Origin of the sequence: Kitasatospora albolonga (assembly GCF_039535905.1) — a bacterium.
Lineage (GTDB): Bacteria > Actinomycetota > Actinomycetes > Streptomycetales > Streptomycetaceae > Kitasatospora > Kitasatospora albolonga.
The window spans coordinates 12,178-38,337 of sequence record NZ_BAAAYB010000047.1 but is presented as its reverse complement, the minus strand read 5'-3'; the positions used below and the strand labels follow the sequence as shown (position 1 = coordinate 38,337).

General features: G+C 73.2%; 26 protein-coding genes and 1 pseudogene. 12 read left to right on the top strand and 15 right to left on the bottom strand.

Annotated features, from left to right (window positions below; genetic code table 11):
• Positions 1 to 20: 20 nt before the first annotated feature.
• The 3 genes from ABD946_RS11935 to ABD946_RS11925 are packed head-to-tail and all read right to left on the bottom strand — an operon-like array spanning position 21 to position 2,767.
• Positions 21 to 1,370, bottom strand: coding sequence for an MFS transporter (locus ABD946_RS11935; RefSeq protein ID WP_425558590.1), 1,350 nt, complete (start codon positions 1,368 to 1,370; stop codon positions 21 to 23).
• On the bottom strand, positions 1,367 to 1,930 hold the full coding sequence (locus ABD946_RS11930; RefSeq protein WP_345282763.1) for a TetR/AcrR family transcriptional regulator: 564 nt from the start codon (positions 1,928 to 1,930) through the stop codon (positions 1,367 to 1,369). Before ABD946_RS11930 ends, ABD946_RS11935 begins: the two co-directional genes overlap by 4 nt.
• Positions 1,931 to 1,978: 48 nt before the next feature.
• A complete protein-coding gene (locus tag ABD946_RS11925; RefSeq protein ID WP_345282762.1) occupies positions 1,979 to 2,767 on the bottom strand; it encodes an SDR family oxidoreductase in 789 nt (262 codons plus the stop codon).
• A gap of 79 nt (positions 2,768 to 2,846) precedes the next feature.
• Between ABD946_RS11925 and ABD946_RS11920 the strand changes: the two genes are divergently transcribed.
• Positions 2,847 to 3,470 carry a TetR/AcrR family transcriptional regulator gene (locus ABD946_RS11920; protein WP_345282760.1) on the top strand — a complete coding sequence of 208 codons (624 nt, stop codon included), beginning with the start codon at positions 2,847 to 2,849 and terminating at the stop codon, positions 3,468 to 3,470.
• 6 nt (positions 3,471 to 3,476) lie between these two features.
• Here ABD946_RS11920 and ABD946_RS11915 read toward each other — a convergent pair whose 3' ends face one another.
• Positions 3,477 to 4,796, bottom strand: a complete 1,320-nt coding sequence (locus ABD946_RS11915) for a S28 family serine protease (RefSeq protein WP_345282758.1) — start codon at positions 4,794 to 4,796, stop codon at positions 3,477 to 3,479.
• A 177-nt stretch (positions 4,797 to 4,973) separates the two neighbouring features.
• Between ABD946_RS11915 and ABD946_RS11910 the strand changes: the two genes are divergently transcribed.
• Both ABD946_RS11910 and ABD946_RS11905 read left to right on the top strand, forming a co-directional pair.
• On the top strand, positions 4,974 to 6,155 hold the full coding sequence (locus ABD946_RS11910; RefSeq protein ID WP_345282755.1) for an MFS transporter: 1,182 nt from the start codon (positions 4,974 to 4,976) through the stop codon (positions 6,153 to 6,155).
• Positions 6,156 to 6,364: 209 nt separating this feature from the next.
• Positions 6,365 to 7,789 carry a DUF8189 domain-containing protein gene (locus ABD946_RS11905; RefSeq protein ID WP_345282753.1) on the top strand — a complete coding sequence of 475 codons (1,425 nt, stop codon included), beginning with the start codon at positions 6,365 to 6,367 and terminating at the stop codon, positions 7,787 to 7,789.
• Positions 7,790 to 7,883: 94 nt separating this feature from the next.
• Here the strand turns inward: ABD946_RS11905 and ABD946_RS11900 are convergent, their stop codons facing one another.
• Positions 7,884 to 8,438 carry an isochorismatase family protein gene (locus ABD946_RS11900; RefSeq protein WP_345282751.1) on the bottom strand — a complete coding sequence of 185 codons (555 nt, stop codon included), beginning with the start codon at positions 8,436 to 8,438 and terminating at the stop codon, positions 7,884 to 7,886.
• A 238-nt stretch (positions 8,439 to 8,676) separates the two neighbouring features.
• Between ABD946_RS11900 and ABD946_RS11895 the strand changes: the two genes are divergently transcribed.
• Positions 8,677 to 11,004, top strand: a complete 2,328-nt coding sequence (locus tag ABD946_RS11895) for a glycosyl hydrolase family 18 protein (RefSeq protein ID WP_345282749.1) — start codon at positions 8,677 to 8,679, stop codon at positions 11,002 to 11,004.
• Positions 11,005 to 11,253: 249 nt separating this feature from the next.
• Positions 11,254 to 12,510 (top strand): serine hydrolase domain-containing protein, encoded by a 1,257-nt coding sequence (locus tag ABD946_RS11890; RefSeq protein ID WP_345282747.1) that lies wholly within the window; start codon positions 11,254 to 11,256, stop codon positions 12,508 to 12,510.
• A 61-nt stretch (positions 12,511 to 12,571) separates the two neighbouring features.
• On the opposite strand, the gene ABD946_RS11885 is transcribed toward ABD946_RS11890, so the two are convergent.
• The 3 genes from ABD946_RS11885 to ABD946_RS11875 form a co-directional block, all read right to left on the bottom strand.
• Positions 12,572 to 13,690: a glycoside hydrolase family 19 protein gene (locus tag ABD946_RS11885; protein ID WP_380150170.1), complete on the bottom strand. Its 1,119-nt coding sequence runs from the start codon at positions 13,688 to 13,690 to the stop codon at positions 12,572 to 12,574.
• A gap of 222 nt (positions 13,691 to 13,912) precedes the next feature.
• Positions 13,913 to 14,944: a hypothetical protein gene (locus ABD946_RS11880; RefSeq protein ID WP_345282745.1), complete on the bottom strand. Its 1,032-nt coding sequence runs from the start codon at positions 14,942 to 14,944 to the stop codon at positions 13,913 to 13,915.
• Positions 14,941 to 16,179, bottom strand: coding sequence for an MFS transporter (locus ABD946_RS11875; RefSeq protein WP_345282744.1), 1,239 nt, complete (start codon positions 16,177 to 16,179; stop codon positions 14,941 to 14,943). The genes ABD946_RS11880 and ABD946_RS11875 overlap by 4 nt, the downstream gene beginning before the upstream one ends.
• Positions 16,180 to 16,453: 274 nt before the next feature.
• On the opposite strand from ABD946_RS11875, the gene ABD946_RS11870 reads away from it, so the two are divergent.
• Positions 16,454 to 17,935, top strand: coding sequence for a CBM96 family carbohydrate-binding protein (locus ABD946_RS11870; protein ID WP_345282742.1), 1,482 nt, complete (start codon positions 16,454 to 16,456; stop codon positions 17,933 to 17,935).
• 58 nt (positions 17,936 to 17,993) lie between these two features.
• Here ABD946_RS11870 and ABD946_RS11865 read toward each other — a convergent pair whose 3' ends face one another.
• Together ABD946_RS11865 and ABD946_RS11860 are read right to left on the bottom strand one after the other, a co-directional pair.
• Positions 17,994 to 18,395 carry an ACT domain-containing protein gene (locus ABD946_RS11865; RefSeq protein ID WP_345282741.1) on the bottom strand — a complete coding sequence of 134 codons (402 nt, stop codon included), beginning with the start codon at positions 18,393 to 18,395 and terminating at the stop codon, positions 17,994 to 17,996.
• A 231-nt stretch (positions 18,396 to 18,626) separates the two neighbouring features.
• On the bottom strand, positions 18,627 to 18,959 hold the full coding sequence (locus ABD946_RS11860; protein ID WP_345282739.1) for a hypothetical protein: 333 nt from the start codon (positions 18,957 to 18,959) through the stop codon (positions 18,627 to 18,629).
• Here ABD946_RS11860 and ABD946_RS11855 point away from each other — a divergent pair.
• The 3 genes from ABD946_RS11855 (at position 18,940) to ABD946_RS11845 (ending at position 20,341) form a co-directional block, all read left to right on the top strand.
• Positions 18,940 to 19,347 carry a hypothetical protein gene (locus ABD946_RS11855; RefSeq protein ID WP_345282738.1) on the top strand — a complete coding sequence of 136 codons (408 nt, stop codon included), beginning with the start codon at positions 18,940 to 18,942 and terminating at the stop codon, positions 19,345 to 19,347. The two genes, ABD946_RS11860 and ABD946_RS11855, sit on opposite strands and share 20 nt — an antisense overlap.
• Positions 19,348 to 19,432: 85 nt before the next feature.
• Positions 19,433 to 19,933 carry a sigma-70 family RNA polymerase sigma factor gene (locus ABD946_RS11850; RefSeq protein ID WP_345282736.1) on the top strand — a complete coding sequence of 167 codons (501 nt, stop codon included), beginning with the start codon at positions 19,433 to 19,435 and terminating at the stop codon, positions 19,931 to 19,933.
• A gap of 9 nt (positions 19,934 to 19,942) precedes the next feature.
• A complete protein-coding gene (locus ABD946_RS11845) occupies positions 19,943 to 20,341 on the top strand; it encodes a hypothetical protein (RefSeq protein ID WP_345282735.1) in 399 nt (132 codons plus the stop codon).
• Between the two features lie 21 nt (positions 20,342 to 20,362).
• On the opposite strand, the pseudogene ABD946_RS11840 reads toward ABD946_RS11845, so the two are convergent.
• Positions 20,363 to 21,261: pseudogene (locus ABD946_RS11840) on the bottom strand (aminoglycoside phosphotransferase family protein).
• 50 nt (positions 21,262 to 21,311) lie between these two features.
• A complete protein-coding gene (locus tag ABD946_RS11835; protein ID WP_345282733.1) occupies positions 21,312 to 22,010 on the bottom strand; it encodes an SMI1/KNR4 family protein in 699 nt (232 codons plus the stop codon).
• Positions 22,011 to 22,137: 127 nt separating this feature from the next.
• Here ABD946_RS11835 and ABD946_RS11830 point away from each other — a divergent pair, with 127 nt between their 5' ends.
• Positions 22,138 to 22,866, top strand: a complete 729-nt coding sequence (locus tag ABD946_RS11830; protein WP_345282731.1) for a hypothetical protein — start codon at positions 22,138 to 22,140, stop codon at positions 22,864 to 22,866.
• A gap of 45 nt (positions 22,867 to 22,911) precedes the next feature.
• Here the strand turns inward: ABD946_RS11830 and ABD946_RS11825 are convergent, their stop codons facing one another.
• On the bottom strand, positions 22,912 to 23,304 hold the full coding sequence (locus ABD946_RS11825) for a hypothetical protein (protein ID WP_345282729.1): 393 nt from the start codon (positions 23,302 to 23,304) through the stop codon (positions 22,912 to 22,914).
• Between the two features lie 86 nt (positions 23,305 to 23,390).
• Positions 23,391 to 24,068, bottom strand: a complete 678-nt coding sequence (locus tag ABD946_RS11820) for a hypothetical protein (RefSeq protein WP_345282727.1) — start codon at positions 24,066 to 24,068, stop codon at positions 23,391 to 23,393.
• A gap of 312 nt (positions 24,069 to 24,380) precedes the next feature.
• On the opposite strand from ABD946_RS11820, the gene ABD946_RS11815 reads away from it, so the two are divergent.
• On the top strand, positions 24,381 to 24,803 hold the full coding sequence (locus tag ABD946_RS11815) for a PadR family transcriptional regulator (RefSeq protein ID WP_345282725.1): 423 nt from the start codon (positions 24,381 to 24,383) through the stop codon (positions 24,801 to 24,803).
• Positions 24,804 to 24,810: 7 nt separating this feature from the next.
• Here ABD946_RS11815 and ABD946_RS11810 read toward each other — a convergent pair whose 3' ends face one another.
• Positions 24,811 to 25,059: a hypothetical protein gene (locus ABD946_RS11810; RefSeq protein ID WP_345282723.1), complete on the bottom strand. Its 249-nt coding sequence runs from the start codon at positions 25,057 to 25,059 to the stop codon at positions 24,811 to 24,813.
• 353 nt (positions 25,060 to 25,412) lie between these two features.
• Here ABD946_RS11810 and ABD946_RS11805 point away from each other — a divergent pair, with 353 nt between their 5' ends.
• On the top strand, positions 25,413 to 26,114 hold the full coding sequence (locus tag ABD946_RS11805) for a bifunctional DNA primase/polymerase (RefSeq protein ID WP_345282721.1): 702 nt from the start codon (positions 25,413 to 25,415) through the stop codon (positions 26,112 to 26,114).
• Positions 26,115 to 26,160 lie beyond the last annotated feature (46 nt).

Genomic DNA, 26,160 nt, shown 5'->3' with positions numbered 1-26,160 from the left:
GCCTCGGCCGGGCCCGCCGGTCATGCCCGGGGGAGCCCCCGGGTGAGCAGGAGGGCGGCGGCGGCCGTGGCGGCGAGGGCGAGCACGGTGGCGGCGGGGGAGAGGCCGAGGGTGGTGAGGGTGGCCGCGGCCGCGATGCCGAGGGCGGGGCCGAGGTTCATCGCGGTCTGCTGGAGGCCGCCCGCGGTCCCGGCGTCCGCCACGGCGGCCCGGCGCACCACCACGGCGGTGCCGGTGACCATCGCGGTGCCGAAGCCCGCGCCCAGCAGCAGGAACCCGGGGGTGCTTCCCCACCAGGAGGTGCCGGGCGCCAGCCGGGAGAGCAGCAGTGCGCCGAGCGCGGTCAGCAGGAGCCCGGAGGCGGCGGCGCGGCGCGGGCCGTGACGGCGCATCAGGGCCGCGGCGGCCGGGGCCGCGCCGACCATGGCGAGCGCGAGCGGGAGGCCGCGCAGTCCGCCGTCCTGGGCGGACAGGCCCAGGGTGTCCTGGAGCAGGTAGGTGACCAGGTAGAGCGTGCCGAACACGGTGGCGGAGACGCTCACCAGGACGGCCAGGGCCGGTGCGGTGGGGGCCGTGCGCAGCAGGGCCGCCGGGAGCAGCGGGTGCGGCGTGCGGCGCTCGTGCCGCACCAGCAGGAGGGCGGCCAGGCCGGTGAGTGCGGGGGCCACCGGGCCGGGGTGCGGGAGGGCGGTCAGGGTGTGCACCAGCCCGGCCAGGGTGAGGGCCAGCAGGGCGGCCCCGGGCAGGTCGAGCCCGGGGCGGGCGGCGGTGGTCGGTCCGGGGAGCCGTACGGCGAGCGCGAACAGGCCGACCGCGACGGCGGGGACGACGCCGAGGAAGAGCACGGTGCGCCAGCCGAGGTGGGTGGTGAGCACGCCGCCGACCACCGGGCCGGCCGCGGCGGCCAGGCCGATCGCGGCGGTCCGGACGGCGATCGGCGTGCCCAGCCGGTCCGGCGGGTAGGCGGCGCGCAGCAGGCCCAGGGTGGCGGGCTGCAGCAGGGCGCCGAACACGCCCTGGGCGGCTCGCAGGGCGATCACCCAGCCGATCGACGGGGCGCAGCCGACCGCGGCCGAGGCGACGCCGAAGCCGACGGCGCCGACGGCGAAGACCCGGCGCTGGCCGTAGCGGTCGCCGAGCCGGCCGGCGAAGACCAGCAGGGAGGTGACCGCGATCAGGTACGCGGTGCTGGTCCACTGGACCTGGGCGAAGGTGGCGGACAGGTCGCGCCGCAGGGTGGGCTGGGCCACGGTCAGCACGGTGCCGTCGAGGGCGACCACGGCCGCCCCGGTGATGCTGCCGGTGAGGACGAGCAGCTGCTGACGGCGGCTCACGCGCTGGACGGCGACGGAGTCGGTGACGGCGGTCACCGGGCGGCCGGGCCGAGGTGCGCGTCCAGGGCTGCGGTCAGCAGGGGTGTGATCTCCGCCTGACCGGTGGCGAGTTGGAGGCTGCCCCAGCGGTGCAGCTGGGCCAGCCCGTGCAGGTTGGCCCAGAACGCGCCGGCCGCCGCGGTGGGGTCGGTGCCCGGGCGGGCCGCCGCGATCAGGGTGCCGAGCCGGGCGAACAGCGGCAGGCTGGTCTCCCGCAGGCCCAGCTCGCCGCTCTCCAGCAGGTCGTGGCGGAACATCAGCTCGTACATGCCGGGCTTCTCGGCGGCGAACTCCAGGTAGATCCGGGCCAGTTCGGCGAGCTGCTCGCGCGGGCCGCCCGAGGGCGCCCGGTCGAGGCGGGCGGCCAGGTCGGTGAAGCCCCGACGGGCGATCGCCGAGAGCAGGGCGAGGTGGGTGGGGAAGTGACGGCGCGGGGCGCCGTGCGAGACCCCGGCGCGGCGGGCGATCTCACGGAGGGTCAGGGCCTGCGGCCCCTCCTGGGCGAGCAGCTCGGCACCGGTGGCCACCAGGCGGGCGCGGAGGTCTTCATCGGTCATGTAGACAGTGTCTACCAGGTGGGAGTAGACACTGTCTACCGGGGTTGGTCAGAGCCCCGCGCCGCCGGTGGCGTCGATGGAGCGGCCGGTGACCCAGCGGGCGTCCGCGGAGGCGAGGAAGGCCACGATGTCGGCGATGTCCTCGGGCTGCCCGACCCGGCCCAGGGCGGCGAGCGAGGCGGCGTGCGCCTCGGCGGCCGGATTGCCGCGCAGCCAGCCCGCGTTGACGTCGGTGTCCACCACGCCGGGGGCCACCGAGTTGACGGTGATGCCGCGCGGTCCGAGCTGCTTGGCCAGGTTGAGGGTGAAGGTCTCCAGGGCGCCCTTGGTGGCCCCGTAGGCGATCGCCTCGGGCATCGCCAGGCGGGCGGCGCCGCTGGAGACGTTGACGATCCGTCCGTGGTCGCGCAGCCGCTCCAGGCCGTGCCGCACCACGAAGAACGGCGCCCGGACGTTGACCGCGAAGACCTCGTCGAAGCCCTCCTCGGTGAGCGAGGCGAGGTCGGCGGCGTGGGCGATCCCGGCGTTGTTCACGATGATGTCGACCCCGTTGTCCGGCGCGTGGGCGGCGACGCCCGCGTCGAAGGCGGCCCAGAGCGCGGCGGCGTCGCCGTGCCGGCCGAACTCGGCCCGGACCGCGAAGGCCCGCCCGCCCTCCTGCTCGATCCGCCCGACCACCTCGGCGGCCGAGCTCGCGTCGCGGCCGTAGGCGACGGCCACCAGGGCGCCGTCCCGGCCGAGGCGCTCGGCGACGGCCCGGCCGATGCCCCGGCTCGCGCCGGTGACCAGGGCCACCCGGCCGGCGAGCTTCGTCCGCTCAAGAGTCGTTCCACGCATGGCTGTTGCCCCGTCCCCTATTTCTTGGTGGATCGTTCAAGAAAGACCGTAGCACGATTTCTTGAACGATCCACCTACAATGTTCGGCATGACCGAGAGAACGGGTGCCGGCCGCGGCCGGCCGCGTGGCTTCGACCGCGCCGCCGCACTGGAGGCCGCCACCCTGCTGTTCTGGGAACGGGGCTACCAGGCCACCTCCATGGGCGAGTTGACCGAGGCGATGGGCATCAGGGCGGGCAGCCTGTACGCCGCCTTCGGCGACAAGCGCTCGCTCTTCGAGGAGGTGGTGCGGCACTACGGGCGGACCCCGGCCGGAGCCTTCGCCGCCGCCGCGCTCACCGAGGAGCCCACGGCCCGCGGTGCGGTCGCCCGGCTGCTGCGGGAGGCGGCCGAGGTCTTCCCCGACCCGTCCCACCCGGCCGGCTGCCTGACCGTCAGCGCCGCCACCAACGTGACCGCGCAGGACGAGGGGATCGGCGCCCACCTCCGCGAGCTGCGCAACGCCAACCTTGCCGTGATCGAGGCCCGGCTGGTGGCGGCCGGGGCCGCCGGAGAGTTGCCGGAGGGCGCCGAACCGGCCGCGCTGGCCCGGTACTTCGCGTCCGTCTTCCAGGGCATGTCCCAGCAGGCCAGGGACGGCGCCACCGCGTCCGAGCTGCGTGCGGTGGCCGAACTCGCCCTGCTGGCCTGGCCGGCGGCGTAGCGACGGTCAGGCCAGGCCCGCCCAGCGGTTCAGGGCGGTGGTGGCGGCGCTGCGGTCGGGGTCGGTGAGGGAGGCGATCTTCGCCGAGTGGGTGGCGCCCGGTGCCCAGAGGGACAGGGAGTCGCGGGTGCCGGGCCCCAGGCGGAAGGGCTCGGCCACGCTCGGGTCGGCCGCGCCCTGGACGAAGAGCAGGCGCTCGCCCCGCAGGCGCACCCAGCGGTCGATGTCGCGCATCGCACCCGGCTGGAAGCGCAGTTCGACCTCACGGGGCACGAAGGTGCGCGGCTCGGTGGCGCCGGGGTAGCGGATCAGGTCTGCCAGGTGCTCGGTCTCCAGGCCGAAGTAGCCCAGCTGGGTGCCCAGTTGGTAGAAGTACGGGACGAAGTCGGTGGCGAAGCCGTCGGTGAAGGTGAGCAGCCGGCCGGCCTGGTCCAGCCAGTCGAAGAGCTGCCGGCCGGTCGCGTCCGGGCCGGGGACGGAGGCGCAGCCGGACCGGCCGATGCCCTGCCAGAAGGTGAACGGGGTGCGCAGCACGGCGATCTCGAAGGCCTTGTCGGCGCTCCCGATCAGCTCGAAGGTCGCACCCGGGTAGGCGGCGGTGTACTGAGCGGTGAGCTCCTCGCGGTGCAGCAGCGCCCGGCGCTGGACGGCCCGCAGCGCGGCCCGGCACTCGGGGGTGCCCACCGTGGCCAGGAAGTCGCGGTAGGCCGAGTCCTCGCGGTCGTTCACGTTGTTCGGCGCGCCGTAGGCGACCGTCCCGGCCACGTCGCCGGGGTAGAACCGGCGGTGGTAGACGGTGGCCATGCCGCCCTTGCTGCCGCCGGTGGAGATCCACCGGCCCGGGTAGACGGGGCGCAGGGCCTCGACGATCCGGTGGTGGTCGGTGGCGGCCTGCCAGATGTCCAGGGTCCGGTAGTCGCCGGTGGTGCTGGGCAGCGAGGTGCCGAAGAAGCGCTGCTCGGTGGTGAGTTGGTTGCCGTCCAGCAGGGCGGCGGGCTCGCTGCGGCCCTGGCCGGGGCCGAGGCCGTAGCCACTGGTGGCCAGTACCGTCGGGCGGTCCGCCGCGCGGTGCAGCAGGGTCAGGCGCTGCTGGAAGGTGCCCGCCTCCGGGTGGTGGTGGTCGACCGGCTGACGCAGGCTCAGCTCGAAGAAGCGGAAGCCGGCGGCGGCCGGGCGCTCCGCCGTCACGGTCAGGCCGGGGACGGCCTCCAGCGCGGCCCGGACGTCGGGCTCCTCGGCGGCCGCCGCCGGAACGGCCGTCAGCGCCGTCAGCGCCAGCGCCGGTGCCGCCACGCCGACCAGCAACCGCCTGAACCACCTGCTCATGTCGCCCTCCCCGGGGCTCGTCCGTTCGATGGGCACCAGTCAACCGGCGGGGCCCGCTCCGCTGATCCCTCCCGGGCGTGGACGGCCTCCCTCTCCGGAGGGAGTTGACGGACCGTCCGGTGCCGGGAGGGCCGTCGGGCAGGCTGGGGCGGACGGCCGATCGGAAGGGGCGGGACCATGGGCGGGGCGGTGCGGACGGCGGAGGTCCGGGAGGTGCGGGGGACGTGGCAGCGGATGCGCCTGTGGGGAGCGGCGCACGCGGTGGACGACCTGTACCAGGGCCTGGTCCCGGCGGTGGTGCCGTACTTCGTGCTGGAGCGCGGCTACGGCTACGTCGCGGCCGGGGGCCTCACCCTGGCCGCGGCGCTCGGGAGTTCGGTCCCGCAGCCGCTGATCGGGATCGCGGTGGACCGGCACGGGCTGGGCTGGTCGGCGGCGCTCGGGCTGGCGCTGGCCGGCACCGGGTTCGGACTGGCGGGGCTGGCCGGGCCGTACCCGGCGGTCTGGGCGCTGGTGCTGCTCTCCGGCATCGGGGTGGCGATGTTCCACCCGGCGGCGGGCAAGGCGGCCCGGGAGGCGGCGGGGGAGAGCGCGGCCGCGATGAGCGTCTTCGCGGCGGGCGGCAGCGTCGGCTTCTTCCTGGCACCGGTGCTGGCCACCCCGCTGCTGGTGGCCTGGGGCGTGCGGGCCACGGCGTTCTTCCTGCCGCCCGCGCTGCTGATGGCGTACGTGCTGCACCGGCACCGGCGGCGCGCCCTGGCGACGGGGCGGGCCGGGGCCGGTGGCGCGCGGACGGGTGAGGACCAGTGGGTGCCGTTCCTGGTGCTGACGGCGGTGGCGATGGTCCGCTCGGTGGTGTTCTTCGGGGTCAGCACCTTCCTGGGCCTGCACTGGCTGCGGGACCTGGGCGCGACGCAGACCCTGGCCGGGGTGGCGCTGGCCTGCTTCCTCGGCGGCGGGGTCACGGGCACCCTGCTGGGCGGGCGGACCGCCGACCGGCTGGGCCTGGTGCGGACGGTCCGACTCGGCACCCTGCTGGCCGTACCGGCCCTGGCGGGCTTGGTGCTCGCCCCGGGCCCGTACCTCCCGCTGCTGTTCGCGGTGCTCACCGGCGCGGTGCTGAACGTGCCGTTCGCCGTCCTGATCAAGCTCGGCCAGGACTACCTGCCGGCCCGCCCCGGCACCGCCTCCGGCGTGACCCTGGGCCTGGCCCTGAGCGTCGGTGGCCTCTCGGCGCCGCTGCTGGGGCTGCTCGCCGACGCCCACGGGCCGCGCGGCGTGCTCACCGTGCTCTGCGCCGTCCCCGTCCTCGCCTGGGGGCTGGCCGCGTTCCTGCGGGAGCCGCGGGCGGCGGCCTGAGGACGCATCCGTCCATGGCCTCTTCGGTCCGCCGGGGATCCCTTCCACTCGGGCTGAGCTGCGACGAAGCTGTTCTTCGTCAGCAGGAAGCGCCCGACCGGTAGGGAACGAACCTCCGCTGACGGTACGTCAGCCGCGCCAGACCGCCGCTCCTGCAGGGCGGCAGTCCGCGCGGTCCATCCGTCCGCACACCCTCCCGGAGCACAGCCATGACCTCTCGCGCCTCGAAGCTCACCCGCGTCGCCCTCGCCGCCGCCATCACCCTCTCCGGCGCGGTCGCGACCACCGCCCTGGCCACGGTCAACGCCACGGTCGCCCAGGCCGCCTCGTCGGTGGACGGTTCGATCACCCGCTCCGAGGTGATCGCCCGGGCCGACTACTGGTTCCAGCAGGGGAACAGCATCAGCTACAGCTGGACGGGTGCCTATCCGGACTCCTCGGGGCGCAACTACCGCACCGACTGCTCCGGTTACGTCTCGATGGCCTGGCACCTCGGCACCAGCCTGGCCACCGGCACGCTGCCGGGCGTCGCCACCCAGATCCCGCGCAGCGAGCTCAAGCCCGGTGACATCCTCGACTACGAGGCCAAGCACGTCATCCTGTTCGAGAAGTGGGACGACGCGGCCCACACCACCTTCTCCTACTACTCCTTCGGCTCCGACCCGGTGAAGCACGTCACCGGTGTGTCGATCAACGCCGCCAAGTTCGACAGCCACGACAACGGTCTCTACACCGCCTACCGCTACGACAAGATCGTCGACGACAACCCCGTCACCGCCGCCAACAACACGGTGCGCCTGGTGGACCTGACCCCGAACGGGGACCTGTTCAACGCCGAGGGGAACTTCGTCGCCGGGAACTGGAGCCCCTGGAGCAACATGGGGGCGGCCTCGATCAAGGAGGTCGCCAGCGCCTCGACCGGGTCGACCAACCGGGTCTTCGCGATCGGCAGCGACAACCGGATCTGGGAGAAGGACGGCAACTACGCCACCGGGCAGTGGTCCGGCTGGTTCCAGGTGCCGAACAGCCCGACGGTGAAGGCGATTTCGGCCTCCTCTTTCGGCAACACCGTGCACCTCACCGCGATCGGCACCGACGGCCAGATGTGGAACTCGGACGGCGCCTTCCCGAACGGCGGCTGGAACGGCTGGACCTCGCACGGCGGCACCAACCTCAAGCGGATCGCCTCGGTCTCGACCAGCGACAACGTGAACCACGTCTTCGTGGTCGACGCCAACGACCAGCTCCGCGAGATCGACGCCAACTACGCGACGGGGACCTGGAACGACTGGGCGCCCGCGGCGGGCGGCTTCACGGCCAAGGACGTCTCGGCCTCGTCCTTCGGCAGGACGGTGCACCTCACCGCGATCGGCATGGACGGCAACCTGTACAACACCGACGGCGACTTCGCGGCCGGCACCTGGAACGGCTGGAGCAACAAGGGCGGCAGCGGCCTGAAGCGGCTGGCCAGCGCGACCTCCTCGGTCACCAACGTGAACCACGTCTTCGCGGTCAACGGCAGCAACCGCCTGGTCGAGATCGACGCCGACTACACCAAGGGCACCTGGAGCACCTGGGCGGAGCCGGCCGGCGGCGCCGACTCGATGGGCATCGCGGCGTCCTTCACCAGCTGACCCGCAGCACCCGACCCGAAGCACCGGAACGGCCGTGCCCGGCGTCAGAGCAGAACTCTGGTGCCGGGCACGGCCGTTGTGCCCGGGCCTACCGTCAGCCGAGTGCCGCGAGCACCTCGTCGGTGGTGGCGATGTGCCCGATCCGGGGAAAGATCTTCGTGGTGCTGTGGACGTGCGAGTCGCCGTCCAGGTCGGTCATCGCGTCGGTGACGAAGGTCAGCCGGTACGTCAGCTCCCAGGCGCTGCGGGCGGTGGACTCGACGCCGATGCTGGTGGAGATGCCGGCCAGCACGATGTGCCGCACGCCCCGCCGCCGCAGCTGCAGGTCGAGCTCGGTGCCGGTGAAGGCGCCCCAGTGCCGCTTGGTGACCAGGATGTCGCCCTCGGCCGGGCCGAGGGCTGGGGAGAGTTCGGAGAAGCCGGCGGGCGGCAGCGACGGGGTGAACCCGTCCCCGGGGAGCGGGAGGTCGCCGCCGTCGGGATGCCAGCCGACCCGGACCAGGACGACGGGCAGTCCGCGGGCCCGGAAGCCCTCGGCCAGCCGGACGCCGTGCTTCAGGATCTCGCCGGAGTCGTGCGCCGTGGGCATCGCCAGGATGCCCTGTTGGAGGTCGATCAGGACGAGCGCGGTGTCGGGAGTGATCTGCACGGGGTGAGCCTATCCGTCAGGTGCGGCCCGGAGCGGGACAGGAGAGCGGGACAGGAAAGTTTCTTTACCTTGCGCCGCTGTCCGGCCCCTGACCTGTGCGGGGGCGCGGGCCCGGGTAAAGAAAGCCTCCTGACGGGGGCTCAGCGCCCGACAGTGCTCTTGACCGCCCCAATTGGTCCAGTCCAATCTTTGATCCCCTGCACCGCCGGAAACCCCACTCATCCGGAGGACCCCCACCATGCTCGAACGAGCTCTGCCCGAGCGCCCCGCGCTCCGGGCCGCATCGTCACGCCGTAGAGTCGGCGCCCTGACGCTGGCCGCCGTGCTCTCGGCCGGCAGCGTCGCCGTGGTCGCCTCGCTCGGCACCGCGTCGGCCGCCCCGGTCAACCTGCTCTCCAACGGCGACTTCGAGGCCGGGCTGACCGGCTGGAGCTGCGCCGCCGGCAGCGGCTCGGTGGTGAGCAACCCGGTGCACGGCGGCGCCGCCGCCCTGAGCGCCGCCGCCACCGCGGGAGACACCGCGCAGTGCCAGCAGACCGTCGCGGTGCAGCCCAACACCACCTACACGCTGGCCGGTTGGGTGCAGGGCAGCTACGTCTACCTGGGTGCCACCGGCACCGGGGTGAACGCCCAGTCCTGGCTGCCCTCGGCGACCGGCTGGACCCAGCTCTCCACCAGCTTCAAGACCGGCGCGAGCACCACCTCGGTGACGGTCTACACCCACGGCTGGTACGGCCAGGGCACCTACCGGGCCGACGACCTGACGCTGACCGGCCCCTCCGGGCCGACCCAGAGCACCACCCCGACCGTCAGCGCCTCGGCCAGCGCCAGCCCGTCGGGCAGCGCCAGCCCGTCCGCGAGCCCGTCCACCAGCGCGAGCCCGTCGGCCAGTTCGAGCCCGAGCTCCAGCCCGAGCACGAGCCCCAGCCCGAGCGGCACCCCGAACGGCCCCGGCGGCGACGGCAAGGTGACCGTCCCGGCCGGCTTCAAGGTGGAGCGCACCACCCACAACGCGGTGGTGCTCTCCTGGCAGGCCTCCACCGACTCGACCGACAACGCCCCGGCCTACAAGGTCTGGCGCCAGGGCCAGCTGGTGGCCACCTCGATGGGCACCAAGGTCACGGTCAGCTCGCTGCTGCCCGGCACCACCTACACCTTCACCGTCCAGGGCTACGACAAGGCCGGCCACGCCTCGGCCCAGTCCGCGCCGGTCACGGTGACCACCGCCGCCGCCCCGGCGGCCGCCAAGTACCGCTCCGCCTACTTCGACCAGTGGGGCGTCTACGAGAACACCTACTTCGCGAAGAACGTGGACACCAGCGGCTCGGCGGCCAAGCTGGACGTCATCACCTACGCGTTCGCCAACATCCACCCCACCTCGCACACCTGCTTCGAGGCCGTGAAGGCCTCCGACGCGGCCAACGAGAACAACCCCAACGCGGGTGACGGCGCGGGCGACGCGTACGCCGACTACCAGATGGACTACACCTCGGCGACCAGCGTGGACGGCTCCACCGACGTCTACGAGCAGCCGATCAAGGGCAACTTCAACCAGCTGCGCCAGCTGAAGGCCAAGTACCCGAACCTGCGCCTGACCATCTCCATCGGCGGCTGGACCTACTCGAAGTACTTCTCCGACGCGGCCTCCACCGACGCCAAGCGGAAGGCCTTCGTCTCCTCCTGCATGACGATGTTCATGACCGGTGACCTGCCGACCAACGTGGCGAGCGACCCGTCCGGCGGCAAGGCCTCGATCGCCGGCCTCTTCGACGGCATCGACATCGACTGGGAGTACCCGGGCTCGGCCGGCGGCCACGTGGGCAACCACACCTCCACCGCCGACAAGCAGAACTTCACCCTGCTGCTCAAGGAGTTCCGCGAGCAGCTGGACGCCTACGGCGCCCAGCAGGGCAAGAAGTTCCTGCTCACCGCCGCACTCCCGGCCGGCCAGGACAAGATCCAGTACCTGGAGACCGACAAGATCGGCGCCTACCTGGACTACGCCGACGTCATGACCTACGACATGCACGGCGGTTGGGACGCCAAGGGCCCGACCAACCACCAGGACCCGCTGCACGACAGCCCGGCCGACCCGTCCACGCCCGTCACCCCCGGCGCGCGGAAGTACAACGTGGACACCGCGCTGACCGCCTACACCACCGGCCTGCCGGAGTACGGCGTGACCGGCGGCTTCCCGGCCAACAAGATCGTGCTGGGCATCCCGTTCTACTGGCGGGGCTGGACCGGTGTCCCGGCCGGCACCAACTACGGCCTCTACCAGAGCGCGACCGGCCCGACCCCGGCCAAGCCGCTCAGCCAGGAGGCCGGCCTGGCCGCCTGGAAGGAGCTCAACGCGACCGCCGCGACCACCCACTGGGACCCGGTCACCGAGAGCTCCTGGGTCTACGACGGCACCAACTTCTGGACCGGTGACACCCCGCAGGCCATCCAGGCCCGCGGCGCCTACGCCAAGTCCAAGGGCCTGGCCGGAATGTTCGCCTTCTCGCTGGAGAACGACGACACCTCGGCCACCCTGCTGAACGCCATGTCCGCCAGCCTCGGCTGACGCGCCAACGGCTCCGGCACCACGGGCCCGCACCCCCTCGGGGTGCGGGCCCCGCCGTTCGGCGGGGAGGTTTCCGGCCACGACCCCGAGAGGCCTCAGGGGCCGGGTACCCCGTGGGGCGGAGGGGTGGTTCGCCCTCGGGGAGGACCGGTACCGGACCTGAGGGGGAGGTGCGTGCCCGCACCGCGCTGCGAGGGTGGACGGGCCGGAAGGGACTCCGGCGGGTAACGGACCGAGGGGACTGGGGACATGGCCATGGGACTGCGCGGGGCGGGTCTGCGGGCGGCGGCGGTGGCACTGGCCGCCGCGACGGTGGTCGGTGTGGTGGCGCCGGTGGCGGGGGCCGCCGGGGCGTCCGAGGGGGCACGAGGGGCGGCGGTCACGGCGGAGGCGGCACCGGGTTCCCGGGTCGACCGGGAGGCGCTCGACGCGGCGCTGCGCGCGGCGGTGGTGGAGGGCGGCTCGACCGCCGTCCTGGGCCGGGTGGTGGAGAACGGCCGCACGCTCTGGCAGGGCGCGGCCGGCAAGGCCGACCTGGACCGGGGCACCCCGGCCCGGGCCGACGGCCGGTTCCGGATCGGCAGCGTGACCAAGACCTTCGTGGCCACCGTGCTGCTCCAGCTGGAGGCCGAACGCCGGGTGGACCTCGACGCGCCGGTCGAGCGCTACCTGCCGGGCGCGGTGCCGAACGGGCGGAACATCACGGTCCGTCAGCTGCTCAACCACACCAGCGGCATCTTCAACTACACCGAGTCCAAGGACTTCCTGGACTTCGAGACCCCGGAGGCGGCCCAGCGCTGGCTGGACCAGGGCCGCTGGGTGCAGCACCGCCCGGCCGACCTGGTGAAGCTGGCCGTCGCCCACGAGCCGTACTTCGCCCCGGGCGCGGACTGGCACTACTCCAACACCAACTACATCCTGGCCGGGATGATCGTCGAGAAGGTCACCGGCCACGGCTGGGAGTCCGAGGTGGAGCGCCGGATCGTCCGGCCGCTCGGCCTGGGGTCGACCAGCTTCCCGTCCTCCTCGACCGCGGTGCCCGGCGTGCACGCCAAGGGCTACATGCAGCTGGCCGACGGCGGCCGGGCCGACGTGACCAGGCTCAACCCGAGCATGGCGGGCGCGGCCGGGGCGGGCATCTCCACCACCGCCGACCTGGCGAGGTTCAACTCCGCGCTGCTGGGCGGGAAGCTGCTGCCCGCGGCCCAGCTGGCCGAGATGACCACGGTGGCCCCGCAGTCGCTGAAGTACCTGCCCTACGGCCTGGGCCTGATGCGCGAGGACACCCCGTGCGGACAGCTCTGGGGCCACGGCGGTGGCATCCCCGGCTACGGCACCCAGATCCTGGGCGAGCTGGGCGGCAAGCGCCAACTCTCGTTCTCCTACAACCCGTTCGACAACAGCCGGGCCGGCGAGGCGAACCGGACGCTGGGTGAGCTGCAGTCGCTGATGGCCTGCGGCGCCAAGACCGGGACCACCGCCAGGTCGCTGCCCTCGCTGGGCTGACCCGACGGTGGTCCCGGGGCCGGTGCGGTCACGGGGGGCCGCACCGGCCCTGACGGCCCTGTCAGCAGCTCAGGTTGGAGCCCGGGACGGTGCCGAGGATCTGCACGAAGTTCTGGTAGGCGTTGATCCGGCTCTGCACCTGGGCGGGGTTGCCGCCGTTGCACTCCAGCGAGCCGTTGATGGAGCGGATGGTCTCGCCGAAGCCGGCGCCGTTGACCATCGCGTTGTGCGGGGTCATGGTGCCGGGGCCGTTCTGGGTCATCCAGTACCAGATGCCGGTCTTCCAGGCGACGGCCGGGTCGGTCTGCACCAGGTTGGGGTTGTTCAGCAGGTTGATGCCCAGCGCGTCACCGGCGGCCTTGTAGTTGAAGTTCCAGCTCAGCTGGATCGGGCCGCGGCCGTAGTACGCGGCCTGGCCGGCCGGGCAGCCGTACGGCTGGGTGGTGTCGCAGTAGTGCGGGTAGTTGGCGGTGTTCTGCTCCACCACGTAGACCAGGCCACCGGTCTCGTGGTTGACGTTGGCCAGGAACGCGGCGGCCTCCTGCTTGCGCACGGTGTCGCTGCCGGTGCCCGCGAACGCCGGGTAGGCGCTCAGGGCGTTGACCAGGCCGGCGTAGGTGTAGAAGGAGTTCCGGCTCGGGAACATCTGGTTGAACTGGGCCTCGCTGACCGGGAATCCGCCCGGGTTGGTGGTGCCGGTCGGCGTCGGGGTCGGGCTGGAGCCGCCGTTGCAGGCGTACGGGTCCCAGTACCAGGTGGAGATCACCGGGTCGTAGCCCGGGTTGTCGTGCTCGGCGATGTAGTACTTGCCGTCCGTGTACCGGACGATCGCGCCGGTGGTGTAGGTCTGGCCGGCCACCCAGGCGGGGTAGTTGCAGCTGCCGGTGGGGGTGCTGGTCGGCGAGGGGGTGGGGGTGGTGGTCGGGTTGCCACCGCCGCCGCAGACGCCCTGGTCGGCCCAGACGCCGGAGCCGCCGGTGGACGGGGTCTCGCCCTGGGTCCACCACTTGGCGCCCCAGTTGTGGCCGTTGTACGAGACGGTGGCGCCGCCGGTGTAGACGGCGCTGGAGCTGTACGCGGTGGCACAGGTGGCGGCGGAGGCCGCCCCCGGCAGGAACACGGCGAAGCCCACCGCCACGGCTAGCGCGGCGAGCAGGGCCATCAGTCGATTTGTCGACACTTCGTCTCCCCTGGGTGCGGTGGGGGAACCGCACGAGTCGAGGACGGGATCGTCCGGTGTGGGGGACCCGCGGACGTGGGGGCGCGGGCCGGTACGGGAACCGTACGGTGGACTGAACCGCAATGGTCCAGACCTGTCAAGGGGGCCCGATCGGTTCGGGTGCGCCCCGACGGACCGCGCTGACAGACCGTCAGCGTACGGACGGCACGCGGCCGGAGGGCGTCAGCGCAGCACCGAGGGCGACTCCGCGCCGACCACCAGCAGCTCGCCCTGCCCCGAGCCGTCGGCCGGGACGGACCACACCTCGGGATTGCCCGCGCCGTCGCGCACCGTGTAGGCCAGCGTGCGGTCGTCCAGCCAGGCCGCCTGGTCGTCCACGCTCCGCGCCTCGGCGGTGGCGGTCACCCGCAGGGTGGCCAGGTCGAGCACCGAGAGCCGCCAGCCCTTGGCCGGATCGGCGTCCACCGCCTCCTTGAAGGCCAGCCGGGTGCCGTCGGGGGAGAGCGAGGGGCACTCCACGTTCTCCTTGAGGGTGCGCACCGTGCGGGCCGCGAGATCGCCCTCGGCCAGGTAGCGCTTCCCCGCGGTGGAGAGGGTGACGTAGAAGCGGTTGTCGTCGGCGGTGAAGGTGACGCCCCAGTAGTTGACGTCCGGCGACTGGTACGGCCTCCCGTCCCGGGTGATCGCGAACTCCTCCAGGGAGTTCACCAGTTGACCGCTGCGGGTGTCGTAGACGCCGGTCCGGGTGGAGAAGCCGCCGCCGCTGTAGGAGTCGCCGCCGACGAAGGTGGTCCAGTTGACCATCCGCCCGCTGGCCGAGACCCGGGCCCGGCTGGGCAGGCCGGGGACGGGGATCGACCTTGTCTCCGTCAACTCCCGGTCCAGCACCACCATCCGGTAGGACCACTGGGTGTCGGGGTGGGCGCAGATCCCGGTGCCGCCGGCCGCGTAGGAGCGGACGCACTCCAACGCGCCCACCTGGCGCGGCCCGTCGGGCTCGGCCGCCGCCACGGTGTTCAGGTGGCGGTCGCCGACCACCAGCAGCTGCCCTCCGTCGGTGGTCAGCCGGAGCGGGACGGCGTCCGCCGGGCGGTCCGCGGCGGTGCCGCGGTCGCCGGCCGTCAGACCGTAGCCGACCGCGACGCTCGCCAGGACGGCGGCCAGCGCCGCCAGCACGCCGATCCGGGTGCGGGTGGTCATCCCGGCGGCAGGGGCCTGGCCGGTGTTGCGTTCGCTGGTCAACTCGGTGGTCATGAGGCTTCCTTGACGGCGCCGGGCAGACGGAACAGCAGGACGGCGGAGGCGACGATCGCCAGCGCGACCGCCCCGGCGGCGAAGCGGGTCGCGGTGGCCGGGCCCCACAGCTGCCAGGCCAGGCCGAAGAGCAGTGAGGAGACCAGGTAGGCCAGCGCCTGTCCGGTCTGGATCAGCGCGATCCCGGTGGTGCGCAGCCGCTCCGGCAGCACCGGCCCGGCCAGGGCCATCAGCACCCCGTCCGAGGCGGCGTAGAACAGGCCGTACAGGGCGAGCGCCGTGATCAGCAGCGGGGTGCCGCCGAGCGGGCCGAAGAGCAGCAGGTAGACGGCGGCCAGTGCGAGGTAGGCGGTCAGCAGCACCGGCAGCCGGCCGACCCGGTCGGCCAGCGCACCCAGCGGCGCGGCCAGCAGCAGGTAGGCCAGGTTGGTGCCGACCGCGAGCAGCGGGAACCAGCCGATCGCCAGGTCCTCGCGGCGCTGGAGCAGCAGGTAGACGAAGCCGTCCCCGACGGTGGCGGTGCCGAGCAGCACGGCCGCCAGCGTCAACCGCCGCACCGGGGCCGCCCTCAGCAGCCCGCGGACGTCCAGCTTCACCCGCACCGGCGGGAGTTCCTCGCGCTGGTCGCGGACGAAGAGCACCAGGACCACCACGCCGAGCACCGCGATGCAGCAGCTGGCGACGAAGACCGCGTCGAAGGACTGCCCGGCGGCGGCCAGCACCGCCATCGCCACCAGCGGTCCGAGGAAGGCGCCGAAGCTGTCCATCGCCCGGTGCACGCCGAAGGCCCGGCCGAGTGCCTCGGGCGGGGTGGAGAGGGTGATCAGGGCGTCGCGGGGCGCCGTGCGCAGGCCCTTGCCGGCCCGGTCGACGGCCACCACCAGGCCGATGCCGGTGGCCGAGCGGCCGACCAGCAGCAGGCCGAGCTTGGCCGCCGCGGAGAGCGCGTAACCGGTGCCGGCCACCGCCTTGCGCTGCCGGAAGCGGTCCGCCGTCCAGCCGCCGGCCAGCCGCAGCAGAGCGGTCGCGCCGGTGTTCAGACCGTCGATCAGACCGTAGGCCAGCGGGCTCAGTTGGAGGCCGAGCACCAGGTACATCGGCAGCACCGCCGTGACCATCTCGGCCGAGACGTCGGTGATCAGGCTGACGCTGCCGAGCGCCAGCACGTTGGCGCCGACCTTGACGGCGGTCCGGCTCCCGTCGGAGCGGGGCCGCCCGATCGTGGACAGGTACACGGAGCTCCTCCGGGCGGCGCTGCGGGATGGCGTGGACGGCTCATATCGTGGGGTGCGCCGGCCCGGACGGACAACAGGGCCTCGGTAGCGGCTCGGCATGCGATGGGTGAACAGCCGGTGTACGGGTACGAGTTGACCGCGTACATCCCCGGATCCTCATGTCCTGCACGCGAGTTGTTCATCTGCGCGTGCCGGACCCGCCCGGCAGCCCCCCCAGGATTTCCCCGCTCGTGGCACGGGTCACGGGCCTCTCCCCCAGGAAAGGGACTCTCCGATGGGCAAGCGCCAATCCTGGCGAGCCGCGACCGCCGCCTCCGCGGCCCTGGTCACCACCGCGCTCGCCGCGACGCTCCTCACCGCGACCGCTCCCACCGCGGCAGCCGCGACCACCACCTTCACCCCGGTCGCCGACACCTACGTCCAGGACACCACCCCCAGCACCAACTACGGCACCTCCACGCAGTTCGTGGCGGACAACTCCCCGGTGCGGCAGGCGTTCCTGAAGTTCACCGTCGCCGGGGTGACGGCCCCGGTCACCGGCGCCAAGCTCCGGGTCCGCTCGATCAGCGGCAACAGCGGCGCCAGCAAGGGCGGCGTCTTCAAGTCGGTCTCCAGCACCACCTGGAGCGAGACCGGCACCACCTGGAACAACAAGCCCGCCCAGGACGGTGCCACCCTGGCCACGCTGGGTGCGATCACCAAGGACACCTGGTACGAGGTTGACGTCACCTCGGTGGTGAAGGGCAACGGCACCTTCAGCTTCGGCGTCAGCTCGACCAGTTCGGACGGCGCCTACTACGACACCCGCGAGAGCGGCGCCGACGCCCCGCAGCTGGTGCTCACCACCTCCGGCCCGAGCCCCTCGCCCTCGGCCTCCCCCTCGGCCTCGGCCTCGCCGACCGTGACGCCGTCGCCCACCTCGACCCCGACGGTCTCGCCCTCGCAGTCCCCCTCGCCCACCCAGCCGTCCGGTGACCCGGTGCTGGTCGGCGCGGGCGACATCGCGGACTCCGGTTCGGGCGACACCGCGACCGCCGCACTGCTGGACAAGATCCCCGGCACCGTCTTCACCGCCGGCGACAACGTCTACACCAACGGCACCACCTCGGAGTTCAACACCTACTACGAGCCGACCTGGGGCCGCCACAAGGCGCGCACCCGCCCGGCCCCGGGCAACCACGACTACAACACCTCGGGCGCCACCGGCTACTACAGCTACTTCGGTGCCAACGCCGGTGACCCGGCCAAGGGTTACTACTCCTACGACCTCGGCAGCTGGCACGTGGTCGCGCTCAACTCCAACATCGCTATGTCGGTCGGCTCGGCCCAGGAGACCTGGCTGCGCGGCGACCTGGCCGCCAGCACCAAGCCCTGCACCATCGCCTACTGGCACCACCCGCTGTACACGTCCAGCTCCAGCCACGCGCCGTCCACCGCGACCCGCCCGCTCTACCAGGCGCTGTACGACTACAACGCCGAGGTGGTGGTCACCGGCCACAACCACACCTACGAGCGGTTCGCCCCGCAGGACGCCAACGGCAACCGGGACGACGCGCGCGGCGTGCGCAGCTTCGTCGCGGGCATGGGCGGTGCGAGCTTCTACGGCTTCGGCACCATCCAGAACAACAGCGAGGCCCGCAACGCCGACACCTGGGGCGTCCTGAAGTTCACCCTGCACGACAACAGCTACGACTACGAGTTCGTCCCGCAGGCCGGCAAGACCTACAACGACAAGGGCAGCGGCACCTGCCACTGACCTCGACCCTGCTCAACCCCGGGGCACGGGAGGCCAGTTCCCGTGCCCCGGGCACCCCCTAGCCCTGCTCCGCCGCCAGCTCCTCCAGCAGGCGCACCGCGCGCTCCGCGTCCGCCGCGCCGACGAACAGGTGGTCGTGGTGGAAGCCGGCCACCACGTTGCAGCTGATGCCGTGTTCGGCGAGCCGGGTGGCCACCGCCGCCGTCAACCCGACCGCCTCCAGCGCCGAGTGGATCCGCAGCGTGATCCAGGCCGCCACGTACTCGTAGCGCAGCCCGAGCGAATCCGCCTCCTCCTGCGCCACCACCACGGTCGGCCCCTCCGCCTCGGCCACCGTGACCACCGGCCGCAGCCCCGCCGGGACCTTGGTCGGCAGCGTGCAGTAGACGTACCTCCCCGGGTGCAGCTCCGGGCTCATGCCGCTCAGCAACTTGCGCAGATCACTCTCACCGGCCGTCATGCCGCCACGCTAGCCGGTGGGTTCGCGGCGCGGGGTGCCGCCGTGCCGGACCGGTCCGGAGAACCGCGGGCGAGAATTCCGCGTCCTGATGTCACCGGAAGGGACGGCCGACCCGTCCTGAGGGACAGAACCGCGTCAGTGCGGATCCGCATGGCCGGCGTGCGCAACGACGACAGAGAGCCAGCAACAGACATGAAGGACTTCGGCAAGGATCTGGACGAGGAGCTCTCCTCACTGGACGCGCCACCCCTCGGCGATCTGGTCGGCGAGGCGGTCCGGCAGGGGCGCCGGGTGCGGCGCCGGCGCGCGGTCGGCGCGGTGGTCGGCTCGGCCCTGGCGGTGGCCGGGACGGCGCTCCTGCTCGGCGGCCCGCTGCGGCCGCACAGCGGCGGCGCCGGCCCCTCCGCGGTGGTCGCCGCCGACGTGCCGAGCCCCTCGCCGGTGGTGCGACAGCCCGTCACCGGCGCGGCCCTGCTGGCTGCGGTGGCCGGAGTGGTACCGGGACGGCCTGCGGACCGGCGGGTACGCGGCCCAGACCGACGGGGTGAACGGCGCGCAGGTCACCGGGGCCCAGGTCTACCTCACCGGGCCCGCCGGGACGGGGATGATCCGGGTCTTCGTCACCAGCGGGGAGTCGGAGGCCTCCTGCTTCACGACGGAGTCCTGCCGCCGGGACGACCGCGGTCAGCAGGTGGTCGTGGACCACATGAAGGGCAACTGCGTCCAGGACGTCGTGGTGACGTCCCGTCACCACGACGGCACCGTGGTCCAGGTGAACGTGGCGACCTGCCTGGCCTGGACCGAGGCCGAGGGCAACAAGCCCACCGCCCCGGCCCTCACCGAGCAGCAGGCCATCGCCCTGGCGGGGGACCCGGCGCTCTCGGTCTGGATGACCGCGGAGGAGGGCCTCCGGGCCAAGGCCGCCTACCCCGACCTGCCCCGGATCCTCTGACCGCCACGGACCGGCCGCGGCCCCGTCCGGGGCCGCGGCACCACCGTCACCGAGACCTGCACCGCACCACCCTGGGGGCCGAGAAGTGCGCAACGAAGCCGAGTTCGTCAGTTTCGCGGAGGGCAGCACGCTGCGCCTGCGCCAGCTGGCCTACCTGATGTGCCGCGACTGGCACCTCGCCCAGGACCTCACCCAGACCACCCTCACCAAGATGTACCTGGCCTGGCCCCGCCTCATCCGCCGGGACAGCGACCCCTTCCAGTACGCCCGCAAGGTGCTGCTCAACGCCCTGCTCGACCACAAACGCCTGCGCAGCTCCACCGAACTGACGGTGGATCGCTTCCCCGAACGCCCCACCACCCCCGACACCACCGCCGTCCGCCTCGCCCTCCTCGACGCCCTCGCCCTGCTCTCCCCGCGCGACCGCGCCATCGTCCTGCTGCGCCACTGGGAGGACCACAGCGTCGAGACCACCGCCGAGATCCTCGGCATCAGCACCTCGATCGTGAAGTCCCAGACCACCCGCGCCCTCGCCACCCTCCGCACCCACCTCGGCGAGGAGCGCCTCGCCCTCTTCGCGGCCTGACGGGACGTCATGACGACCTCCACCCGTTCGACGGCCGGGCTGTGGGCGGTGCTCATGGTGCTCTGCCTGTGCGCGGCCGGCCTCGCCGCCTTCCTCGGCCTGTCGCTGACCGCTCCCCGGGGCCGGGCCGAGCACGTTGCCCTGACGGCCTGTGAGACCAGGCACGGCGGCCGCGACGGCTACGTCCAGTGCACGGGCCTGCTGGCGGACGGCACCCAGGTTTCGCTACGCCACGACGGCCACCCCGGCGAGAGCGTGGACGCGGTCCGTACCCCCTGGGGCTCCTACGCCGTACCCCGGCCGGACCTCCCGGCCCGGGCCCTCGCCCTCACCGTCCCGCTGCTGCTGCTCGTGGCGGCCGCCGCCTCCGGGGCCGCCCTGCGCTCCGCGCTCCGCCGTCGGCGCTGACCGGCACTCACCGGCGCGGTCCTACTCGTCTTCGAGGAGTCGGTCGAGGGTGCGGCGTCCCATCGCGCTCATGGCCGGGTTGCTCTCGACGTAGTACCAGACCAGGCCCATGGCCTGTTGGAACGCCCAGGCCCGGCCGCGCTCCCACTCGAGGTCGTCGCAGCCCAGTGCCGTCCGCAGCACCTGCCGCGGCCCCCGCTCCAGCAGGTGCCAGGCGCCGACCAGGTCCAGCGCGGGGTCGGCCGGGGCGAAGCCGCCGGTGTCCAGCACACCGGCCAGCCGGCCGTCGGCGACCAGCACGTTGCCGGGGGTCAGATCGCCGTGGCTCATCACGTCGGCGCCCTCGCGCGGCAGCTCCCGAAGCCGGCTCCACATCCCGCGGAGCCGGGGGACGTCGAGCAGCCCCTCGCTCTCCTCGAAGCACAGGGCCATCCACTCGTCGTGGTCGGTCAGGACCCCGCCGCGGCCCCCCGCCGCTGAACCGCCGCCCCCGGGTGTCGGCCCCCCGGAGAGCGGCCAGGAAGGCCGCGAGGTCCTCGGCGAACCGCTCCGACCGGCCGGGATCGGCGGGCCGTGGCGGCCGTCCCGGCCAGCCAGGTCTGCACCGACCAGGGCAGCGGGAAGCCCGCCCCCGGTTCCCCCAGCGCAACGGGCTCCGGCACCGGGAACGGGGACACCCGCGCCAGCTCCGCACTCGCCTCGGCCTCCCGCCGCAGCGCCGCCGACACCTCGGCGGCACCGCCCGCCGCCCGCAGCGGGAACCGCGCCGCGAGGCCGTCCCCGACCCGGAAGATCGCGTTGACGGTCCCCGTCGACGGCAGGAACCGGACCTCCAGCCCTCCCCACTCCGGGAACTGATCCCCGATCAGGCCCGCCACCGTCCCGGTGGTCACGTCCACCTGATCCTCGTGCATGGTCACTTCGCGCGAACTCCTCGGCTCTGATCCGTTGACGGCAGCAGCAGAACAGATCACGCGAGGCTGGGGCCAGTGCTTTTCGCCTGCCGTTCCGCCTGGTCCAGCCAGTCCAGGTACCAGCGGGCGAAGGTCACCGGCCGGCCGCCCTCGTCCAGGAGCGGAGCCAGATCCACCTCGTCGGCCCTGAGGTCCTCCCAGATGCGACCGCTCTCCGGGCCGTTGACCACCAGCCACTGACGGATCGCACAGCCCTGGTGGCAGATGACGATCGCGCCGACGGTGCGCTCCGGATCCCACATCACCTCGCCCCACCGCTCGTCCCACGCCTCGTGGGCGGTGTCGAACTCCTCGATGTCCTCGAAGTCCTCCTCCTCGGGGCACTCCTCCAGCAGCGCCTCCACCACCGCCGGGTCCAGCACGGTCGCCGGGAACGGCTCGGCGAGCCGGGCCCGGTCGGCCAGGTCCGCGCCGTCGCCCTCCCACCGCCACCCGTCCTCCGTCCGCCGCACGGGGAAGACCCCGTAGGCCGGTCCGGCTCCGCCGGAACCCACCTGGAGCAGGAACGTCCGGTACTCCGGCGGCAGTTCGGTGCCGATCTGCGCCTCCAGCTCCGCCAGCTCGGCCGGGGATAGCACCGGGTCGAGGGCGAAGTGATGACCGTTCGACCCGAACACGGCGGACTGCGGCTCCGGCCCGGCCGGTGCCAACGCCTCCACACGTGCGCGCACGCCCACCCACAGTTGATCATCCATGGCGCGGAGCGTAGCCCGCCCGTCGGACACGCTTCCGGCCGCCCGGCAGAAGGCCGGCGTCTGCCGCTTGCGCTAGTCTCCGGCCATGCTCCGCACCGATCGAACCTCCGTCCGACCCCGGCGCGGCGTGACACTCGCAGGCCTCGCCCTCGGCGTCCTCGCGCTGGCCGCCTGCACCCCGGACGGCACCGCCGCCCCGAGCCCGGCCGAAGCCGAGGCCGTGCACACCGCGCCCGCGTCGGCCCCGCCGCTGACCTTCCGTTACCAGGCGCGCGGCGAGCACGAGTTCATCGACCAGACACTCATCATCGGCAACGACGGCCGGACGAGCGTGGCGCCGACCCTGGCGATCACGGCAGTCGACGCCACCGGCAAGGACCTCCCCGACGTACGGGTCACCACCGCGTACGGCAGCGACCGCGGCGGCCTCGTGGTCCAACCCGGCGGTGGCTACGACGTCCTGGCCTTCGGCGGCCCCGGCGCCGAGCAGGTCGCCGAGGTGAAGGTGACCGTCAAGGAGAGCGCCCCGGCGGACCTCCCCGCCGACGCGACCGCCGTCGAGGCGAAGCCGGCCGACGCCTCCGGTCGGCCCATGACCAAGTTCGACCCCTTCGAGCAGGTCCTGCTGAAGAACCCGAACACCACGCCGGTCTCCGTCCGCGTCGTCTACCTGGTCTACGACAAGCCCAAGCCCGGCACGCCCCAGCAGACCACCGCCGTCATCCCGATCGGCGGCCTGACCACCATCCCGCCCGGCGGCACCTCCTCCGTCCCCGTCACGGGCGACGCCGCGGCGGCCGTGCGCCAGTACTCCGACGGCCCGGCCGTCAGCGTCAAGACCTACTTCTCCCGCTAGCGCGAACCGCGTACCGGCCCAAGGCCTGTCCCTCGGCCGCCTCGGTCAGCCCCCACGGTCGGCCGGCTCCGGCTCCGGCTCCGGCTCCGGCACCGCATGGTCGCAGGTGCCGAACTGATCGCCGATGTTGTTCCACATGAAGCCGTCCTGCCAGCCCGGCTTCGCGCCGGCCCAGCCGAGCAGTGCCGTGAGGACCTTCTCCTGGGAGACGGTCAGGGTCTGGAAGTGCCGCTCGGCGACGCCGTCCCGGTACTCGAGTTGATAGGTGTTGTTCTCCCGGAGTCGGACCTGGACGTACCAGCTGCCCGGCAGCTCTCCGCCCACCCGCTCCACCACCAGGTGGGCGTTGCCCCGCCCCAGGTTGGCCAGCATCGTCCCGATGGTGGGCCCGGTGGCGCGCTCCACCACGTGGCCACGCTCGTTGGTCGCGATCAGCATGGCCGGATCATCCAGCAGGGTGCTGACACCGCCTCAGGACATCACCGTCCCACCGCGGCGACGACCGACCGGTCCGGTGCGGTCCGTCAGAGGATCCGGCGCCACCAGGGTGGGGTCACCGGGGGGACCGGTGCCTCGGAGGGATCGGGGCCGGGCCTGCCCTCGATCGGGGTGTCCCATTCGACGAGGGCGGCTGGGAACCAGGTGACGGGCTTGGTGTCGGTGCGGGCGTTGGCCCAGGCGGCCACGCGGACGGCGGACTCCCGGTCGGGCAGCAGGACGCGGTCGGGGTCGGTGGTCACGCCGAGCTCGCGTACGCCGTCCCCGTGCAGGTCGTTGCAGAGCCAGGTGTGCAGGAGGCCGTGGTCGTAGCCGAGCACCTCCCAGCCGAGCTCGCGTCCGGCCGGCTCGGCGGCGGGCAGACCGGTCCGCCGGCCGAGGTGCGCGAGAAGCACCGGCTCGTCGGTGCCGGCCGTGACGACGTCGGCGGCGAAGCCGTCGACGTGGTCGGCGGGCACCAGCAGGGCGTGGAGGCGCGCTCCCTCCGGCACGGGGACGGATCGGCAGGCCGCCAACGCCTCCGACGGGCCGGCGAACCAGTCCCCGTCCTCCGGAAGCCGGTCGACCAGACAGTCGGACGCCGTGGTGAGTCCTGGCCTCCGGGGCACTGCCGAGCCGTTCAACGATGCGGGCACCGCGACGAAGTAGCCGGCCAGCACCATCGCGTCCGGTTCGCCGTCAGCGGCGGAGACACCCTTGATCATCCCCGCACCGTACCTGACCTGCGCCCTCCGGCTCCGCATGCTCGGAGCGTTGACGAGCGATAGTTAGCGATATATCGTCGAAGTATCGAGATGGCTCGATGACAACGTCAACGAAAGTGAGTGATCACCATGCGTGGGTACGGATACGACAGGGGAGAAGGCCGTCGCCGTGAGCGGCGGGAGGGTTTCGGTGGCTTCGGCGGCGGGCGGCCCGGGGGGCCGTTCGGGGGGCCGTTCGGGCACGGGGGCGGGGGTGGCCGGGGTGGGTTTCCCGGGCACGGGCGGCGTGGGGGGAGGGCTCGGCGGGGGGATGTGCGGGCCTCGCTGCTGGCGTTGCTGGTGGAGCGGCCGATGCACGGCTACGAGATGATCACCGAGATCGGTGAGCGCTCGGGCGGGGCCTGGCGGCCGAGCCCGGGGTCGGTGTACCCGACGCTCCAGCTGCTGGAGGAGGAGGGGCTGATCGTCGGCAGCGAGGCGTCCGGGAAGCGGCTGTTCGAGCTGACCGAGCAGGGCCGCGCCGAGGCCGAGGCCGGTGCGCCGAACCCGTGGGAGCAGGCCGGCCGCGGGCTGGACTGGGAGGCGGTGCAGGAGGTCGGGCAGGCGCTCGGGGCGGTGGACCAGGCGATCCGTCAGGTGATGACCACCGGGACGGAGGAGCAGCGGACCAAGGGCCTGGCGGTGCTCACCGAGGCCCGCAAGAAGCTGTACCTGATCCTGGCCGAGGAGGCGTGACGGTCCGTCAGCCCTCGGCGGAAGGAGCGGGGGCCTCGGCGGCCGAGGGGTCCTGGTACTCGTAGACCCAGCGCCAGCGGCCCTTGGGGTCGTACTCCTTGGCGCGCCGGTAGACCAGCGTGACGGCGGGGGTGTCCCCGTGTGCGGGGACCGGGACCTTGTAGACCTTGGGGACGTTGCTGAACGGCGTCAGCCCGACGGGCAGGGTCCGGCCGTCCAGGGGGCCGCCGACGAAGGGGGTGTCCGCGCTCTTCACGCTGCTCAGCCTACGGGTGTGACGGTCCGGTGGAGGTGCCCGGTGGCCGGCGTGAGGGGCCGGTGTGACCAGCGCAGCACCGCCCGCGGTCCGAACGGCCCCCCCGACACCCTTATCCTGCTCTGTACGCCCCTGGGAGTTCCCTGGTACCCGGGCCCCTCAAGGGTCCGCCTCGAACCGTGCCCCGGGCGACTCGGCCGTCCGGCGACACCGGCTCCGGCCCTCGGCGAAGCTGCCGGACCGACCGCACCCCGGGGAAGCAACGGGGTGGGCTCCGGCGTTGCGTCGGATGTTTGCGTCGGTCGCTGTGTCACACCAGGCACGGCAGCTACAGCAGGTGTGGAAGGGGTCCGATGGAAGCCAGCAGCAGGTGGACGGCCTGGTGGCAGCGGCGTGACCGCGAGCGGACCGGGCCGGGTGCGGGGGGCGATCCGGCCGGGAGGCTGGACCTGCTGCTCAAGGCGGTGCGGGCGGGGTTCCCGCTGGCGCCGGCCGCGCATCCGGCGGGGCACCGGTGTTCCTGCGACCGGGTCGGCTGTCCGGCTCCGGCCCAGCACCCGGTCTCCTTCGCCTGGCAGACCCAGGCCACCGTCGATCCGGAGCAGCTGGCCCGCTGGCTCTCCCGCGACCCGCAGGCCAACTTCGTCACCGCCACCGGCCGCGCCCACGACGTGCTGGACGTGCCGGCCGAGGCGGGCCGGCTGGCCCTGGAGCGCCTGGAGGCGCTCGGCGTGCACGGCCCGGTGGCCGCCGTCGGCGAGGACCGGTACCTGTTCTTCACCGCCACCCGGGGGACCCCGGTGGACGAGGACGAGTGGTGGCCGAGCGTGCTGGACAGCACTCCTGACACCATGTCGGACCACCCCGGCCTGCGCTGGCACTGCCGCGGCTCCTACACCCTGCTGCCCCCGGCCTCGCTGCCGGACGGCTCCCAGGTGCGCTGGCTGCGCGGCCCCGAGCTGCCGCTGCCGGACGCGCTGCGGGTGCTGGACGTGCTCACCGACGCCTGCACCGAGGTCGGCGCGGTGGCCCAGGAGCAGTGGCTGATCGGCTGACGGCCGGTCAGAAGGGAAGGGCGGTGGACGGGCCGGAGCCCGTCCA